The sequence below is a fragment of the Mycobacterium interjectum genome, assembly GCF_900078675.2.
Taxonomy (GTDB): Bacteria; Actinomycetota; Actinomycetes; order Mycobacteriales; family Mycobacteriaceae; genus Mycobacterium; species Mycobacterium interjectum.
The window spans coordinates 3,170,892-3,184,131 of record NZ_LT546237.1 but is presented as its reverse complement, the minus strand read 5'-3'; the positions used below and the strand labels follow the sequence as shown (position 1 = coordinate 3,184,131).

General features: G+C 70.0%; 12 protein-coding genes and 1 pseudogene. 2 read left to right on the top strand and 11 right to left on the bottom strand.

All coding sequences use genetic code 11. The annotated features are described in order from the left end of the window. The 3 genes from BN4348_RS60125 to BN4348_RS49615 form a co-directional block, all read right to left on the bottom strand. On the bottom strand, positions 1-674 hold a 674-nt coding region (locus tag BN4348_RS60125), incomplete at its 3' end, for a sigma-70 family RNA polymerase sigma factor (RefSeq protein WP_066915383.1). Further along, positions 671-1,858 (bottom strand): NAD(P)/FAD-dependent oxidoreductase, encoded by a 1,188-nt coding sequence (locus BN4348_RS49620; protein WP_066915381.1) that lies wholly within the window; start codon positions 1,856-1,858, stop codon positions 671-673. The genes BN4348_RS60125 and BN4348_RS49620, both read right to left, overlap by 4 nt. Positions 1,859-1,945: 87 nt before the next feature. After that, positions 1,946-2,740, bottom strand: a complete 795-nt coding sequence (locus BN4348_RS49615; RefSeq protein ID WP_066915379.1) for an FkbM family methyltransferase — start codon at positions 2,738-2,740, stop codon at positions 1,946-1,948. Between the two features lie 183 nt (positions 2,741-2,923). Here BN4348_RS49615 and BN4348_RS49610 point away from each other — a divergent pair, with 183 nt between their 5' ends. Further along, on the top strand, positions 2,924-4,786 hold the full coding sequence (locus BN4348_RS49610; protein ID WP_066915377.1) for a sensor domain-containing phosphodiesterase: 1,863 nt from the start codon (positions 2,924-2,926) through the stop codon (positions 4,784-4,786). Positions 4,787-4,791: 5 nt separating this feature from the next. After that, the gene (locus BN4348_RS49605; RefSeq protein ID WP_066915375.1) at positions 4,792-6,480 is read left to right on the top strand and encodes a hypothetical protein; all 1,689 of its coding nucleotides are present in this window, start codon (positions 4,792-4,794) and stop codon (positions 6,478-6,480) included. Here the strand turns inward: BN4348_RS49605 and BN4348_RS49600 are convergent. The 8 genes and pseudogenes from BN4348_RS49600 to BN4348_RS60115 all read right to left on the bottom strand — a co-directional run. Beyond that, the gene (locus BN4348_RS49600; RefSeq protein WP_235852791.1) at positions 6,463-6,984 is read right to left on the bottom strand and encodes a glycosyltransferase family 4 protein; all 522 of its coding nucleotides are present in this window, start codon (positions 6,982-6,984) and stop codon (positions 6,463-6,465) included. The two genes, BN4348_RS49605 and BN4348_RS49600, sit on opposite strands and share 18 nt — an antisense overlap. After that, positions 6,942-8,003, bottom strand: a complete 1,062-nt coding sequence (locus BN4348_RS49595; protein ID WP_456238209.1) for an O-antigen ligase family protein — start codon at positions 8,001-8,003, stop codon at positions 6,942-6,944. The genes BN4348_RS49600 and BN4348_RS49595 overlap by 43 nt, the downstream gene beginning before the upstream one ends. A 536-nt stretch (positions 8,004-8,539) precedes the next feature. After that, entirely contained in the window at positions 8,540-9,001 is a 462-nt protein-coding gene (locus BN4348_RS61775; RefSeq protein ID WP_066915373.1) for a P-loop NTPase family protein, read from the bottom strand. After that, positions 8,998-9,552, bottom strand: a complete 555-nt coding sequence (locus BN4348_RS61770; RefSeq protein WP_066915371.1) for a YveK family protein — start codon at positions 9,550-9,552, stop codon at positions 8,998-9,000. Before BN4348_RS61770 ends, BN4348_RS61775 begins: the two co-directional genes overlap by 4 nt. A 3-nt stretch (positions 9,553-9,555) precedes the next feature. Next, positions 9,556-10,671 (bottom strand): glycosyltransferase family 4 protein, encoded by a 1,116-nt coding sequence (locus tag BN4348_RS49585; protein ID WP_066915369.1) that lies wholly within the window; start codon positions 10,669-10,671, stop codon positions 9,556-9,558. Further along, positions 10,668-11,496, bottom strand: a pseudogene (locus BN4348_RS49580) (class I SAM-dependent methyltransferase). The gene BN4348_RS49585 and the pseudogene BN4348_RS49580 overlap by 4 nt, the downstream one beginning before the upstream one ends. After that, positions 11,493-12,734: a class I SAM-dependent methyltransferase gene (locus BN4348_RS60120; protein WP_066915363.1), complete on the bottom strand. Its 1,242-nt coding sequence runs from the start codon at positions 12,732-12,734 to the stop codon at positions 11,493-11,495. Before BN4348_RS60120 ends, BN4348_RS49580 begins: the two are co-directional and overlap by 4 nt. Continuing rightward, positions 12,715-13,240 (bottom strand): hypothetical protein (locus BN4348_RS60115; protein ID WP_211145749.1); only part of this gene is annotated, 526 nt, incomplete at its 5' end. The genes BN4348_RS60115 and BN4348_RS60120, both read right to left, overlap by 20 nt.

Below are 13,240 nucleotides of genomic sequence, written 5' to 3'. Positions count from 1 at the left end.
ACCCGGTCGGCGCCGACCACCGGCCTGCGGGCGGCGCTGACGATGCCGCCGCTGTCGGCCGTCCAGGTGGCGTCGGGGGCGAGCAGCGACATCAGCGCTTCCACGTCACCGCTGGCCGCCGAGGACAGGAACTGGGCGGTGATCTCGGCGTTGCGTTCGGGGTCGACCGCGTCGAACCGTTTCCGTCGCGCCCGCACGTGTTCGCGCGCGCGGTGCGCCACCTGACGCACGGTCGGCGCCGGTTTGCCGACCGCCTCGGCGATCTCGCCGTAGTCGAAACCGAACACCTCGCGCAGCACGAACACCGCCCGCTCGTCGGGGCTCAGGGTTTCCAGCAAAACCAGCATCGCCATCGAAACCGATTCCGCCAGAACGACATCGGCGGAGGGGTCCTGGTCGTCGAGCAGCAGCGGCTCGGGCAGCCACGGCCCCACATACTCCTCGCGGCGGCGCGCGTCGGCGCGCAGCGCGTTGAGCGCCTGCCGGGTGACCAGCTGGGCCAGGTAGGACTTGGTGTCGCGCACGGTCGACAAGTCCACGGCCGCCCACCGCAGGTAGCTGTCCTGCAGTACGTCGTCCGCCTCGGTTGCCGAGCCGAGGATCTCGTAGCCGATCGTGAACAGCAACGGCCGCAGCAGCGTGAACCGGTCGGCGTGCTCGGACCCGGCCGTCACGGCAACGCGACCCGCTCGTCGGCCGGCGACTGTGCGAGCCGCCTACCCCCCTTGAACCAGAAGTACGAGCCCGGCTTGGCGGCCTCGCGGCGGATGGCCCAGAGCGTGCCCTTGCACACCGTTTCCTTCACCGAGGCCGCGAACCGGCCGCCGAGGTACAGCTCCACCGGGGTGTCGTCTTTGCGGGCGAGTTGAACGGTCCCGTGCGAGCGCCCCAGGCTGATGCACTGACCCGTGAACGCCTGGTTCAGCAGCGCCGGGGTTTCTCCGGCGATGCGGCGCAGCACGGTGTTGGCGGCCTGGGCGCCCAACGGCCCGGCGGCCTGGCAGCTCATCCGCAGCGGCTGGCCCGACGGCGCGGCCGCGTCCCCGGCGGCGACGATGCGGATGTCGTCGATGCTGGTCAGCGTCTCGTCGGTGAGCAACCGGCCCACCGCGTCGGTGCTCAGCCCGCTGCGCGCGGCCAGGTCCGGCACGGTGAACCCCGCGGTCCACACCGTCGCCGCGCTGGGCAGCACGGCGCCGGTGGTGAGCACCACCGCGTCCCAGCGCACCTCGGCGGCGGAAACGGATTCGAGCACGTTGACCTCGAGGCGACGCAGTTGCTTGGCCACCGAACGCCGGCCCCGCCTGCTCAGCGATGGACCGAGCACGCCGCCGCACACCAGGGTCACCGGGCGTCCCAGCTCGGCCAGCTCGGACGCCGTCTCGATGCCGGTCAGCCCGCCGCCGACGACGGTGATCGGTGCGGCCAGCGGCAGGTCGGCCAGCACGTAGCGCAGCCGCTGCGCGCTGTCCAGGTCGGCGACCGAGTGGGCGAACTGGGCCACCCCGGGCACCGCCGACGGCCGCGCACCGGTGCTGCCGACGGCGTAGATCAGGTAGTCGTAGTCCAGGTCGGCCCCCGAGCCGAGCACCACCCGCCGGTCGGCGGGCATGATGCGGTCGACGGCGTCGACGATCAGCGCGATGCCCTCACCCAGCAGGGTCTCGTAGTCGGCGATCGCGGCACTGGTGTCGGCGACCAACTGGTGCAGGCGGATCCGCTCCACGAAGACCGGACGCGGGTTGATCAGGGTGATGTCGACGCCGGCGCGCTGGCGCAGGTGGTTGGCGGCCAGGGTTCCGGCGTATCCGCCGCCGACGACGACGACGTGGGTGCTTGGGGCGGCCGGCTCGGTCATGTCTGACTCCTACTCTCACGGGACTCTTGCCCTTGAGACACCGGAGCCCGGCCGGGCGTGACAGGTGCGGCGCGACTGTGAGCTGCCTCACTCGCCCTTCGGGACGAAGACGAAATTGTTGACGTAGACGCCCTGGGCCGCCCAGCCGTCCTCCCTGCCACCGATGTTCGCCGGGTCCTGGTGGGTGGCCGCGTCGAACTCTTCGACGGGCCGCCGGCCGTCGCCGCCGTCGAAGTAGCCCTGGTAGCCGAGTCCCGTCAGCAATTCGGTGATCGCGGCGACGGCGTTGGGGTGATGGCGTTCCTCGGCTTCGACCAGGACCGCCGGCCGGTTGCGGGTGAGGGTGCCCGTGGCGCCGCGCAACACGGCCAGTTCGTGGCCCTCGACGTCGATCTTGATCATTCCGACGTCATCGAGGCCCAAATCGTCAAGCCGCATGACCGGTACGTCGATGCTGCAGACCGCGCTCCCGTCCGCGTCGCCGAGGGCGTTGCCCGTGTCGATCGTGCTGCGGCCCGGGTCGGATTCGACCACGCGCATGGTGGTCACGCCGGGCTGGTCCGACAGCGCCACGGCTTCCACCCGAACCGCGGCGCCCACCGCGTCGAACATCGCCGCCAGCTCGCGGGCCTGAGCCGGCCGGGGTTCGAACGCGATCACCGAGCGCGACGACGGCAGCATCGCGATGGTGAATTCGCCGACGTCGGCCCCGATGTCCAGCGAGACGCGGGCGGGATCGCACAGGGACGCAACCAGTTGCACGTCCGGGCGGGATTCGCCCAGCCGTCGCAGGATGCGGAATTTGCGACGCCAGAACAGCCGTGGCGCCAAGGTCTTTGCCGCCGGCGCGAGCCGACGTTTCGCCGAGCGTGCGACGGACATTCGCGGGTTTCCCATCCTCGTTGGGGGCCAGGCTTGACCGGGGCTGAGCCGGGTCGCACATGATACGCTTCGCAGCAATTCGTGACCTGCCCCGGGCCGAATACTGCCACCGCGAAAAACCCCTTGATTGGGCCCCTGAAAAGGCCAAGCCCAGCTGGGACACGTGCCCGATCGGAGGAGTCCTTGCCGCGCAGCCTGGATCTCGTCGTCACCTCCGTCGCCACGCAGCTGATGGAGGCCACCGGATCCACTGCGACCCAGGTGAGTCAAAAGGTGCTCGCGCAGCTCGTCGGGCAGTTCGATCTGGACGCCGGCTTCCTGCGCCACCACGACCACGACATCCGCGCCTCGGTGTTGGTGGCGGAGTGGCCGCCGCGCACCGACGTTCCGGACCCGGATCCGCTGGCCGTCGTCCACTTCACCAGCGCCGACCCGGTGCTCGCCCAGTGCGAGCACGGGCGGAAGCCGGTCGTGATCCGCCCGGAGCACAACAACCGCGCGTTCGGCCGCCGGGCAGGCGCCAAGCAACCGGCGTCGCCCTCGGTGGCCGCCGCACCGCTGGTCTCGGGCGACACCACCACCGGGGTACTCGGCTTCGTCAAGAACGGCGCCCGGAAGTGGAAGCAGGAAGAGATCAACACGCTGGAAGCGGTCGCCGCGCTGTTCGCGCAGCTGCAGGCCCGCATCGCCGCGGAGGAAAAGCTGCGCTACCTCGCCGAGCACGACGATTTGACCGGCCTGTACAACCGGCGGGCGTTGGTCGCGCACCTGACCGAACGGCTCGCGCCGGGAAGCCCGGGGCCCGTCGCGGTTTTGTACCTCGACCTGGACCGGCTCAAGCCGATCAACGACTACCTCGGCCATACCGCGGGCGACTGGTTCATCCGGGTTTTCGCCCAACGCATTCGGGTGTGCGCGGGCAGCCAGGCGATGATCGCCCGACTGGGCGGCGACGAGTTCGTCGTCATCCCGGACCAGGCGATGTCGACCGGGACCGCGGAGTCGTTCGCGCGCCGCCTGGGGACCATGCTGCGCGAGCGCCTGGCGATCGGCGGCCACATGATCACCCGCACCGTGAGCATCGGGCTGGCGGTGGGCATGCCGGGTCGTGACAACAGCACCGACCTGTTGCGCCGGGCGGATGAGGCCGTGCTGACGGCCAAGCGCGGGGGCGGCAACCAGGTTGCGCTGTCCACCGACGACATGTCGCTGAAAAGCGCCTTCCGCAACGACATCGAGCTGCATCTGCAGGGCGACATCGACAGCGAAGCGCTGCTGTTGCATTACCTGCCCGAGGTCGACCTGTGGACCGGCGCCATCGTGGCCGCCGAGGCGCTGGTCCGCTGGCGGCACCCGATTTGGGGCCTGCTGCTGCCGGATTCGTTCATCGGGGTGGCCGAATCGACCAACCTGGCCGGCGAACTGGGCCGGTGGGTGATGCGCAGCGCGTGCGCCGAATTCAGCCGGTGGCGGGCCAACGGCGTCGGGCAGAGCGCCGTCCTGCGCATCAACGTCTCGCCCATCCAGCTGATCACCCGGGGCTTCGTTCGCAGCGTCGCCGACACCATCGAGGAGTTCGGCATCGACGGCGGATCGGTCTGTCTGGAGATCACCGAGCGGGCCGTCGTGCATGACATCGAAACCACCCGCAAGACGTTGCACGAGCTCAAGGAGGTCGGCGTCCAGATCGCCATCGACGACTTCGGCACCGGCTATGCGGTTCTGTCGCACCTGAAGTCGCTGCCGGTCGACATGCTCAAGATCGACACCGGCTTCGTGCGCGACCTGGGCACCAACGCCGGCGATCTGGCCATCGTCCGGGCGATCATCGGGTTGGCCGAGGCGTTCGGGCTGCAACTGGTCGCCGAGGGAGTCGAGACACCCGCCGCCGCACTGACATTGATGCAACACGGCTGCCACCGCGCGCAGGGCTTCCTGCTGTCCCGGCCCGTGCCGGGCAACGCGATGGAAGCGCTGCTGGCCGCGCGCTGGATGCCGATGCCGTTCCTCGCCGACCGCGAGGCGCTGTCGTTAGGCGCGATCTAGCCCACATGTTTCGTTCGTCGAATAAACGGGGTAAAAGGGCCCTTGCCGCAGTCATCGCGTGCACGGCGCTGCTGCTGAACGGGTGCGGCGGGCATTCCAATCCGGGGCCGCTGTCCGCGATGGTCTTTCCGGCCATTCCGCCCACTGTTCAGGAGATCGCCAACCCGCTGCGCGGCCAGTACGAGGACTTGTTGATTCCTTTGTTCCCGCAAGGCAATCCGGCGCAGCAGCGGTACCCGGCGTGGCCGGCGTCCTATGACGCCAGCATGCGCATCTCGTGGCGGCAGTTGCAGCCCACCGACCCGCGGACCCTGCCGCCCGATGCCCCCGACGACCGCAAGTTCGACTTCAGCGCGATCGACGACGCGCTGGGCAAGCTACAGAACCGCAACATGCGGCTGACCCTGCGCGTGTACGCCTACAACTCCTGCTGCAACGACTCCTATCCCGACAACACCAACATCGCGATCCCCGACTGGATGCGGTCGGCGTCCACCCCGTACCCCGCGCCGGCGAACAGCCCGACGCCCGGGGTGACCCAGGTGGTGCCGCGCTGGAACGACCCCAACTACCTGAACGCGTTCGGGCAGCTGCTCGCCGCGCTGGGCCGCCGTTACGACGGGGACGAGCGACTCAGCGTGTTCGAGTTCTCCGGGTACGGGGATTTCAGCGAGAACCACATCGCGTACCTGCGTGACGTGTTGGGCGCGCCCGGTCCCGCGCCCGACGAGAGCAAGGCGATGCTGGGGTATTACAGCCAGTTTCGCGATCAGAGCATCACCATCGACTCGATCCGGCAGCTGGTCGCGGCCAACGTCAACGCTTTCCCGCACACGCAATTGGTGGTCACGCCGCAGAATCCCGAGATCGTGCGCGAGCTCCTCGCCGACGACGTGACCAAGAAACTCTCGGCGCCGGTGGGCATCCGATCGGATTGCCTTGGCGTCCAAGCGCCGTTGCCGGCGTGGGCCGAATCGAGCGAATCGCAATACGTGCGCAGCAACGACGCCGTCGTCAACGCGATCAAGCAGCGGATGGCGTCGGCCCCGGTGATCACCGAGTGGTGCCAGCTACCCAACGGCACCGACCCCCGGTCCTACTACGAGAAGGGCCTGCACGACGTCGTCAGGTACCACGTGTCGATGACGTCGAGCGTCAACTTCGCGGACCGCGAGTCCAGGTCGGCGATGGACCCCGGCCTGTTTTTGCTGTGGGCTCAGGCCAATACCTCGGCGGGCTACCGGTATTCGGTCGAAGGACGCCCGGGCTCCCAATCGCTTCAGGGCAAGGCGGCAACCATCTCGGTCGCCTGGACCAACTACGGCGCGGCGGTCGCCACCGAGCAGTGGGCACCCGGGTACAAGCTGGTGGACTTCTCGGGAGCGGTGGTTCGCAGCCTGCCGGCGACGGTCAACCTCAAGACGTTGGTCAGCGACGACAGCAGCTCCGCACGCGAGGAGGCGGTTCCGGCGTCGACAACGGAGACGGTGCGCATCGACCTGAACGGCCTGGCGCCGGGCCACTACACGCTGCGCGCGTCCGTGGACTGGCAGCAGCACAAGCCCGGCGCATCGCACGTGGTGAACTACGCGCCGATGGCGTTGGCCCGCGACGGCCGTGATGGCGCCGGCCTGTATCCGATTGCCACGCTGGACATCCCGCGGGACTCCACGATTTCAGCGAACGGGCAGTGACCTCAGCGAGGTCTCGCACCCCGGCGCATCCGCGCCCGCCAGGCCGGTCCACAGCCGGGCCAGCGAGTCGTACCAGCGCTGCAGCCCGAAATCGCCGGCTCGGGCGCGCGCGGCGGTGCCCAGCCGCTCGCGCAGCCGGTCGTCGGTGACGAGCGCGGTCAGCGCGCCGGCGATCTGATCCGGCGAACCCGGTTGCACGACAACGCCGGTGACCCCGTCGCTCACCACCTCGCCGATGCTGCCGACCGTTGTGGTCACCGGTGCCAAGCCGTACGCCATGGCCTCCAGCAGCGCCATGGGCAGGCCCTCGTCGCGGCTGGGCAGCAGGAAAACGTGTGCGGCGCAGAGTAGTTCGTCGCGCGCCGCCGCATCCAGCCAGCCGACCACCTGGATCGTGTCGCCGAGGCCGGCCGCCGCCACGGCGGCGCGCACGCCTTCGACCTCGCCGTCGCCGGCCAGGGTCACACGCAGGCGCCGGCGAACGGCCTCGTCGAGCGCCCCCACGGCCGAGACGATGTCGTAGCTGCCCTTGCGCGTTCCCGTCCGGCCCAGTGCCACCGCATGCAGCTCGTTGACGCCCGAATGCGCCACGGCGGTTTCCGGGATTTTGACGGCGTTGTGCAGCACGCTGATCCGGCCCTCGGGCAACCGCAGCCGGGCCGCGTACTCCTCGACGTGACGNCCGCTCCCAGCGCCATCCCCAGCGTCATGGCGTTGGCCGGATCTTCGGGTAGCGGGTCGACGACGCACATCACCAGCAGACCGGCGGAGACCGCCGCGCCGGCCTTCGCCGGCGCCGACGCGCTGCGCAGCGCGGCGACCAGCGGCGTGAGCGCGAACGCCGCGAACGCGGCCATGCCGATGGCACCCGATTTGGCCAGCCACCACAGGTAGAAGTTGTGGGAGTAGGTGGTGCCCAGCGTGTTGGTGAACTCGTCCGGGTCGTTGCCGAACGGCTCCTGATAGGCGTAGCCCAGCCCGTGGCCGAACACCGGCGCCCCGGCGATGGCACGGTTGAGCTTGGCGTCCTCGGCCAGCCTCGCCAGCGTCGAGGAGTCCGCCGCGAGCGCGTTGCTCGAGACGCCGCCGAGCACCCGGTGACTGAATCCGGTGATCTGATCGCTCAGCCAATCGCCGGCCATCGAATGCTGCAGCAGGAACAGCGCGCCCGGCACCGCCACCGCCAAGACGCCCGCCCCGGCGAGGGCTAGCCTGGCCGCCCGCCGCAGGGACGACCACCCCAGCGTGGCGGCAAACGCCACCGCCGCGGCGACGCCGAGGGCGATCAGGGTGTTCCGGGAGAAGGCCAGCACCGAGATGATCAGCGCGGGCAGGCCCAGCGCGAGGTACCAGACGGGCTTGAGCCGCCCGACGATCTGCGCCGCCACCAGGGCGGCCAGCACCGCGATCGCCGGCGTCAGGGTGGCGGTGATGACGCGGTTGGCCGTGTCGCCGGTGTCGGTTTGCAAGCTTTCCAGCCGGCCCGCGAGCCGCAGGCCGCCCGAGGAGCTGAGGATGGCCATGCCCGCCGAAAACCACAGGGTGAGCACCATCGCGTGGATCGACAGCTTGACGTAGTCGCCGTACACGATGACGAGCGCCAGCACCAAACCGCCGACCATCTCGAGCAGAAAGGTGGCCTCGCGCACGATGATTGGCGCGGAATGACCGGTCGCGAAACCGACCGCGGCGAAGTACACCACGGTGAACGCGAACATGCCCGGCAACAGGTACTCGGAGAAGCGCAGCCGCACGGCCGGCAGCACGAAGCAGATGGCCAGCACCAACGCCACGTGGTAGGCGTTGATCGAGACGGGGCCGATCACCTTGGCGACGTGCAGGCCCTGGGGCAGCGCCGCGAACGCCAGGAACAGCGCGACGCCGATCATCGTCGCCGGCCTTGTCCAGTAGATCACCAGGCAGAACGACAGGCCGATCAACATCACCCCTTGGGTGGTGTTGCGCACCGACAGCACGCCGAAGATGAAGCAGCCCAACGCGAATAACGCCAGGACGGCTCCAGACATCGCCAGGCGGTGCCGACTCCGCAGGTACAGGATCACGCCGGCCGGCCTACCTTGGTCCGGTAGGTGCGGGCCGCGGCCCGGGCGTGCCGGGGTATCCGCGCGTCGGTCAGCACGGTGCCGACGACGTCGGCGCCGGCGGCGCGCAGCGCGGTAAGAGCATCGCTGAGTTCATCCTCGGTGGTGCGCCCCGCGCGGACCACCAGCACGGTGGCTTGCACCGCCCCGGCCAGCAGCCCGGCGTCGGCCGTCGCCAGGACCGGTGGGCCGTCGACCACCGTTCGGTCGAAGCTGGCCGACACGTCGGCCAGCACCTTGTCGAGGACCTCCGGCAGGTAGGCGCTGCTGGGCAGCGTGTCCCGGCGAACCGCGCGGGCCGCGAGGATGAAAAGCCCCGGGATCGTGGTCGTCTTAACGGCTTCCGTCGCGATGTCGGGGTCGGACAGCGCGTTGCCCAGCCCCTCCCCGGAGTCGACCTTCAGCAGGCCGGCGATCACGGGACGGCGGGTNCCGGCGCCGCGGGCACCTGTGTCGGGCCCTGGGTCGGGGGTGCCTGCGGCGGCGGCGCCTGCGGCGGTGAGCTGTTCACCAGTGCCACTGGGTCTTTCGGATTTACCCCCAGCGTTCCGACGATCCCGGTGAAGGTGTCGGCCATCGCCTTCGCCAGTGCCGCGGCGCGATTCGGATCGGTGTCGGTGACGGAGATGGTGAAGAGCGTCGACTTGGGCGTGTACTCCACATGGGTCTCGGTGGCCAGCGTGTCGGCGCCGATGGGCAGGTGGAACTGCCTGACCGCGCGCTCGGCGACGGCGTGGCCGCCGGCGATCGCCGCATAGGACGACAGCCGCTCCTGGGCGGCCTGCGTTCCCGAATAGACCTGGGCCAGGTCGGTCTCGCCGGAAAACGAGATGAGGACGGTGGCCGACGACTGGTAGCTCTTCGTCTGGAGCGCGGTGACGGCGGCGGCCCCCGCCAGGCAGGCCAGCAGCGCGCCCACGAACAGCTTCCAATGGGCCGTCAGCGTCCGGACAAACGTGCGAAAATCCATGAACTAAAACCTTTCCCGGCGCCGACCGGCGCGTGCGAGTTCACGCGCGCCGGACGACGGGCGCGCGGCCCGCACCTCGGCGAGGATGTTGAGTAAGCGGTCCGCGGCCGCGTCGCCGCAGCAGCGCCGCGCATAATGGCCCGCCGCCTCGGCGCCGTTGCGCGCCGCGACGGCCGGATCCGCCAGCTTATCGAACGCCGCGGTCAGCCCCGCGACGTCGTCGACACCGACCACCGGGCCGCCCGGCGGCTGGTACTCGGGCAGTCCCCCGATGTCGGAAACGATCGGCATCACGCCCAGCTGCATCGACAGCACCTGCACGCCGCTCTGCGAGGCCCGCCGGTAGTGGGCCACCGAACCCTTTGCGGCGGAGAGTGTCTCGACGACGTCGGAATAACGGTATGAGCCCGAGAGCCACCGCGCATGCGGTGGCAGCGCGACATTTCTCAGGCTGATCGGCCCGTCGCCGATGAGCAGTAGGTTGTCACCGCGCCAGGCCTGGCCGCTGACATGCCATTGCCAGGCGCGCAGCACGACGTCGATGTTCTTGTAGGGGTTGAGCCGGCCCACCATCACGAAGTCGCGGCGCCCCTCGGCGCGGACCGGCGGGGGGACGAGCGCCACGTCGAGGTCGCTGGTGAGGGGCAGCACGTGCACCGGAGTGCCGGCCACGTCGCGACGGCTGATGATCGCGTCCGCGACGTAGTCGCTGTAGGTGACGGTCGCCGCCGAGCGGGCGCCCCACCGATCGAAGACCGCACGCTCGTAACCCGGCCGCTGTTCGCCGGCGTCGTGGGGACTGTCGTCGTGCACCAGCTGCACGCGGGGCGCCCCCGAACCCAGCGCGATCCAGCGCGGATCGCGGACCAACTCGGCGATCACCACGTCCGGCCCGTAATCCCGGACGCGACGCCAGGCGGCGAGGCTGGCCGGCCACGTCGCGGCGGTGCGAAACCGCGGATCGAGCACCAGCTCGTAGTCGCGGGCGGCGTCGGACTCCGGGTGCTGATCCGACGTCACCAGCAACACGTCGGCTCCCCGTCGCCGCAGCGCCTCGGCCTGCACGCGTGCCAAAGGCCGCATCCATGGCGAAAGCCAAAGCACCCGAATCGAAGTCATAGCACTGGCCGCTTCCCGCCCGCGCCGGGGTCGATCGACCACCGCCCGTCGAGCTGCGGATATGCCCGCCGGACCTCTTCATAGAGATCCGGCAGTGTCAGCATGACGCGGTCGGGATCGGCCGCGACGAGCTGCTCGGGTGAGATGATCGCGACGTCGGTCCCCGGAATCCTGCGTCCCTGCTTCGCCGGCGACGCGTCGGCCACCGCCCGCAGCAGGCGCCGGTCGATGCCCGCGAGGCTGAGCAACGAGACCACGCGCGACCCCGCGCCGTAGCCGTACACCGTGCGGCGGTCGGTTGCCTGCGCCAGCAGCCAGTCGCGCAGCCGGGCGGCGTGCTGCTCGGCGGCGCACTGCAGGCGCCCCACGATGGCCGGGTCGGTGATGCCGAAGTCCCGCTCCCGCCGCAGGATGTCCTCGGCGCGCTCGTCGGGTTCGGCGCTGCCGTGTACGGCGGCGACCAACACGGTGCCGCCGTAGAGATCGAACTCCCACGCCGATGCCACGCTCATGCCCGCGGCGGCGAGCAGGCCGGCCAGCGCGGTCAGCGAGTAGTAGGCAAAGTGGCCGTGNGCGCCGCACTGCCTCGGCCGCCTGCTCACGCAGCGCCTGCGGCTCGATGCCCCGGGGCTCGGCGGCCACCGTGTCGTCGTGGGCGAGCTGGGCCAGGCCGCAGCCGGTGCACAGGTCCATGGCGAGCGGATGGGACGACTCCTCCGGGCGCACGGGCTCGGCGACCGGGGGAAACTCGTCGCCGGCCGGCACCGTCCCCAGGTCGAGGACCCGGCGAAGGTCGGTGCCGCCGCACGCCCGGCAGGTGCTCATCGCCGCACACTACCGATTTCTGCGGTGTGCAGCGTCGGAAGCGGGAAGACCAACTGGCCGCCCCACTCGGCGATGTAGCCGAGCTGCTCGGTCAGCTCCGTTTCGAGGTTCCACGGCAACGCCACCACCACGTCCGGGCGGTCGACGGCGATGCGCTCCGGTCCGTGGATCGGGATCCGGGTCCCCGGCGTGAACCGGCCGTGCTTGTACGGGTTGCGATCCACGGTGTACTCGAGCAGATCGGTGCGGATCCCGCAGTAGTTGAGCAATGTGTTGCCCTTGCCCGGCGCGCCGTAGCCGACCACCCGCTTGCCGTCGGCGCGGCACTGCAGCAAAAAGCGCAGCAGCTCGTGCCGGATGGCCTCGGTCCGCGGGCGCAGTTGCAGATAGCCGTCGACGTGGTGCAGCCCGGCCGCCTCCTCGAGGCGCATCACCTTCTCCACCCGTTCCGTCGGCTTTCCGGCGATCTCCGCCGACCGGGCCCAGACGCGGATGGACCCGCCGTGGGTGGGCAGCAGCTCCACGTCGACCACGGCCAGCCCGGCGGTGGCCAGGGCGCAGATCGCCGAAAACAGCGTGTAGTACTGGAAGTGCTCGTGGTAGATCGTGTCGAACTGCCCGAGCCGCACCAGGTTGAGCGCGTGGTGCACCTCGATGCTCAGCCAGCCGTCGTCGTCCATCAACATCCGCAGGGAGCGGGTGAAGCCGCGCAGATCGGGGATGTGGGCGTAGACGTTGTTCGCGACAACCAGGTCGGCCGGACCGTGTTCGTTGCGGACCTTCGCCGCGATCTCCTCGTTCAGGAACGCCGTCACCGTGGGGACATTGCGCTCGCGAGCGGCCGCGCCGACGTTCGCCGACGGCTCGATACCCAGGCACGGGACGCCCGCCGCGACGACGTGCTGCAGCAGGTAGCCGTCATTGCTGGCGACCTCGACCACGCGCGAGTCGGATCCGAGCTCGAGTCGCCGGATGGCGCCGTCGACGAAGTCCTTGGCGTGCTGCACCCAGCTGTCCGAATACGAAGCGAAGTAGGCGTATTCGGTGAACGTGTCCTCGGGCGTGATCAGCGACGGTATCTGCAGCAGCAGGCAGTCCGCACACAACCGCAGGTGCAGCGGGAAGGTCGGCTCCGCCAGATCGATTTCGTCGGCCGCCAGGAACTTCTCACACGGGGGGGTGGCGCCGAGATCCAGGACGCTGATCAGGCGGTCCGAATCACACAACCGACAAAGCATCTGACTCCCGATCCTCCGTGGCGGCGCTGCCCACGACGGCTGAGACGTCCGCGAGATGCCGCGCCCGCCGCCGCGTGCCGTCGTAAAGCAATTTGCCGAGCCCGTTTTGATACAGCCACAGGCTGTTCTGTTGGCCGGTGAAGGACTCCTCTCCGGCCATCGCTCCCCACGGCAGGAACCCGCTGCCCAGCCCGACGCCGAACACGCCCGGGACCGGTGTCCCGTCTTCGGCCAGCAGCCGTGCGTCCGTCGCGACCGCCGGGCCGCATCGCGCCAGCGGTACCCGGGCGCCCCGCGCGTCGTAGATGGGAAGCGTGGCAAGGCGATAGCCCAGCGCAGGAACGATGAGATCGCACTCCGTGAGGAGCCGCAGCAGGTCCGCGCGCGGCAGGCCGCCGATCGGCAAGGCCACGACGCGGTCGTCGCGTTCCGTGCCGGGCTTGCGGTGCAGGCGCCGCCACACCTCCCGGCCGTCGCCCTGCAGCCCGCCCAGCCGATGCACGCGG

Excerpts from the sequence above, each read along its gene's own strand:
- BN4348_RS60120 (WP_066915363.1), bottom strand. The coding sequence starts at position 12,734 with ATGCTTTGTCGGTTGTGTGATTCGGACCGCCTGATCAGCGTCCTGGAT.
- BN4348_RS49605 (WP_066915375.1), top strand. The coding sequence starts at position 4,792 with ATGTTTCGTTCGTCGAATAAACGGGGTAAAAGGGCCCTTGCCGCAGTC.
- BN4348_RS49615 (WP_066915379.1), bottom strand. The coding sequence starts at position 2,740 with ATGTCCGTCGCACGCTCGGCGAAACGTCGGCTCGCGCCGGCGGCAAAG.
- BN4348_RS49585 (WP_066915369.1), bottom strand. The coding sequence starts at position 10,671 with ATGACTTCGATTCGGGTGCTTTGGCTTTCGCCATGGATGCGGCCTTTG.
- BN4348_RS49620 (WP_066915381.1), bottom strand. The coding sequence starts at position 1,858 with ATGACCGAGCCGGCCGCCCCAAGCACCCACGTCGTCGTCGTCGGCGGC.